We start from the raw sequence: 3,621 nt of genomic DNA on the forward strand, positions 1-3,621 counted from the left end.
TCACCTGGATCATCCCATCCCTAGTCCTTTTCTGGCTATCGGTGGTCCTAACCTTAATCTCTGGTTTAGTTTACCTGTTACCTGCTAATATCTGGTCATCAACGGCAAAATCCACGTCAGCTTGATCCCGACCTGAAGCGAGATAATCATTCTCGAAGGAATCCTTCAGTCCGGAAAGCAAATCATACTCCGGTTGCCAGTTAAGTTCCGTCTTAGCCTTATGGATATCAGCAAAAAAGTGCTGTAATCGAAATGGGAAAGCCTTGCGCTTACCAAAATCAAACTGCTTCGGGTCATAATGCACGAGCTTGACCTCATCAGCCGACTTACCACAGGCCATAGCACAGGTTCGTGCTAAACCATCAAAGGTGACATAGCGTTCCCCGGACACATTGTAAATTTTACCAATCGCTTCCTTATTCCCCAATACTGCTGCCATTGCCCTCGCCAAGTCCTGACAATGACCTAACTGAGTAATGTGCATGCCATTACCAGGGATGGGAATAGTGCGATCGCGAACAATCCGGTCAAAAAACCAAGCCTCCACATCATTATAATTTTGGGGACCATAGATATAAGTTGGACGAATCCCTGTAAACGGCACCCCAAGTTCTTGTAGGTAAGCCTCAGTATGATGTTTACCCTTGTGGCGAGAATTGGGATCAACTGGATCTCCTTCGAGATGGGGTAACTGATCTGACTTCAAGTACACTCCAGCCGAACTCATATACACAAAATGCTGCACCTGGTCTTTAAAAATTTCCACTAACGGTTGAGTATCACTCAACTCCCGACCATTATTATCGAAAATTCCATCAAACTCTTGAGACGATAACATTTCCTTGAGCTGATTGGGATCCTTGCGATCGCCATGAATCTGTTGGACTCCTGGCAGTGGCGCTGGCTTATTACCCCGATTGAACAGCACCACTTCATGACCCATCTCCACCAAAACCTTGGTTAAATAAACCCCAACAAACCGGGTACCACCCATGATTAAAATTCGCATGGTCACTAATTACTAAAAACTTTGATTCACTGATTTATTAATTACCTCTGGGCGGACTTTGTGCCTTCGTGGTTCTAAACCAAACCACCCATAGCATGGTCAGGACTTGGGCACTTACTCTACTAGTAGGGGCACCCTACTACCTAAGGGGGTTTGGTGCCCAGTTTTGGGTAAGTCCTGATACCTTAAAGTCGCAACTGAGTCACAGCAATATTACCCGAAAAACACACATCTACATCAGTACCAGGAGCGCGATCGCGTTTGTCATACTCCCCCTCATAATAGTAGTGATCCCCCTCCACACGATACTTTGTCGGTAACGGTTGAGTACTCGGTTCACAAAATACCACCTCTGGCTCAGGTGACCCCGGTTCCAAGTGAGGTAAATTCACATTCCAGTAAGTACCAGCAGCAATCGGACGATTCAACAAATCCGCCAACACCCTAGCTGTCCAACGACTCGCCACCTCCCAATTAATCACCCAAGGTTTTTTGATCCAGTGGGAAATCGCAATACCTGGTATTCCCTGTATCGCCGCTTCCCTAACCGCCGCCACTGTACCAGAAATGTAAACATCAACCCCCAAGTTACCGCCAGCATTAATACCTGACAGAACCCACTTTACCTCTGGTATAATATGTGATATTGCAAGGCGAGTACAATCCGCTGGGGTACTAGAGACTGCATACTCATAGTCTGACCGACGTTGGACGTGAATCGGTTTATATGTAGTCACCTGATGGCCACAGCCTGAATGATGCTCCTTCGGAGCGATAATTACAAAATTACCGTTACCGTTGACCGCTTGCTCTAGTGCTTTAATTCCGGGAGCATCTATCCCATCGTCGTTCGTTAGGATTATAGTCATTAGTTTAGTCGTTAGTGGTTAATCATTAACAGCTGAGTATGGGAAACGATCTAATCCAAGCCAAACTATCAAGGAATATCGAAACCGTATTAGAAACTTAAAACCAATCATCTCAAATTGCTTGAGCATTTGCACCCTTATACTTCCTTTGGCTATAAACTTAGCTTTTGGTTTAGCTATTGAACTTAAGCTCTGATCTCCGTACAGAAGAGCGAGCTAATAGCTGTTTACCCAGGAAAGTAGCCCGTAAGCTGACCGCTCAATGGGTATAGCTGCCCATGATCAGCCATCTGACAACCTCAGCTCAAAATCTTTCAAGCAACTGTTATGGCAAGTCAGGGATACATCTACAACTTTCAACCTATTGGCAAACCAGGATTATGACTCAAAATAGCAAAAATCAGCCATCTACCCACTCTCAGCCAACTGTTAATTTTACCGAAGAAGAGCTGCAAGATATCTTACGCTATGCTAACGAACACGGTATTAATCCTTTTAGACTAGTCAAAGCCATTGCCCAAAATCGGAAACAGAGAATTGCCCAAGCTCACAATAGGCAGATTCGAACCAGGGAAACTGTTTGTCAATAGAGCCGCAGTTATTAAACTCAAGGCGCTGACTTTATTCGCCGTCAGCTTCTTTAACAAGAAGTGGTGGAGGGCATTACCATGCTACTCTATCCATAGTTAGTAAGGGTAAGCCAAGACACAATTTTTTATCCTTATATCTTCTCTCAGAGAAGATATAAGGATATATTGAAAGAATAATGGTAAGGTCGATACCATTATAAAAACAAAAACTAAGAAATAATTGACGACTATTAAATCCCTGAGAACTGGTGTTTGTAATTTAGATTATGATCTACAAGTTCAAAAAATCCGGTTAGTCAGGATTTTAAAATACAGTAAGTTCATCAAAACTTTGGCCATTTTAGTTAATTTTAAATGAAAACTACCCTTTATTTTAAATTTGAATTAACGGGTTAACATCCTTGAAAAAAAGGATTAAACGGCAAAAAGTACGTTAAAACCTGGATAGAAAAAAAAAGTAACCGTTATACCAGGGCTATTTCATTATGGTCTGAGATGGGCTGGTGCTAATAGAGATGCAATTCCCAATTGAACCTGGGGTTAAAACAACGGGAATAGCTAGTGTTAAATGTAGTCAATTTTTTTTGGTCGCAGAATTAACTGATAGAGGGTTTTACATTCGGGATGCTCTAACTACCTTCTGGTAGTGAATAGGTTCATACTCTAGGAAAAAAAGACTCTCCTAGTACAATCAAAGCTACAATCAAAGATTTAAGTTCCCATCTAAAAGATTTAAGTTCCCATCTAATTTTCACGCATCAGTACCAACAAAGGGGTTCAGGCACTAAACTATTAAATTTAAATGGGCGACAGGTTAGTAGGGGAGGGTGGAATTAAATTATCTACGTAACTGGTTAACGATAACACTCAACAGTCCACAGCTGACAGTATTATCAGTCTTCACCTTTATTTACTTGTTGGTTCATTAGAGTTGGTTCATTAGAATGTGGTTAACCACTATCACTTCACTGCTAGGCTAGGAAGTGTCCAAGCAGTCCCAGATCGTCACTACTGCGTATCATTACCTTCAATCTCAGCTTAAAGAACCCTAATGCAGACTACAGCTTATAGTGAGCTTTTCCCACTATTTAATACAGCTAGCCCAGAAACCTTAGAATGGTTTGAATCCATTGCGGAGATCGGAAGAGAGACG

General features: G+C 42.3%; 3 protein-coding genes. 1 reads left to right on the forward strand and 2 read right to left on the reverse strand.

The window, feature by feature from the left end:
• Window positions 1–70 precede the first annotated feature (70 nt).
• Together F6J94_RS31810 and surE are read right to left on the reverse strand one after the other, a co-directional pair.
• The gene (locus tag F6J94_RS31810; protein ID WP_293026245.1) at window positions 71–1,009 is read right to left on the reverse strand and encodes an NAD-dependent epimerase/dehydratase family protein; all 939 of its coding nucleotides are present in this window, start codon (window positions 1,007–1,009) and stop codon (window positions 71–73) included.
• Between the two features lie 185 nt (window positions 1,010–1,194).
• Window positions 1,195–1,878 (reverse strand): 5'/3'-nucleotidase SurE, encoded by a 684-nt coding sequence (gene surE, locus F6J94_RS31815; protein ID WP_075902245.1) that lies wholly within the window; start codon window positions 1,876–1,878, stop codon window positions 1,195–1,197.
• Between the two features lie 278 nt (window positions 1,879–2,156).
• Here surE and F6J94_RS31820 point away from each other — a divergent pair, with 278 nt between their 5' ends.
• The gene (locus F6J94_RS31820; RefSeq protein ID WP_075902243.1) at window positions 2,157–2,468 is read left to right on the forward strand and encodes a hypothetical protein; all 312 of its coding nucleotides are present in this window, start codon (window positions 2,157–2,159) and stop codon (window positions 2,466–2,468) included.
• Window positions 2,469–3,621: the final 1,153 nt, after the last annotated feature.

Origin of the sequence: Moorena sp. SIO1F2 (genome assembly GCF_010672755.1) — a bacterium.
GTDB lineage: Bacteria > Cyanobacteriota > Cyanobacteriia > Cyanobacteriales > Coleofasciculaceae > Moorena.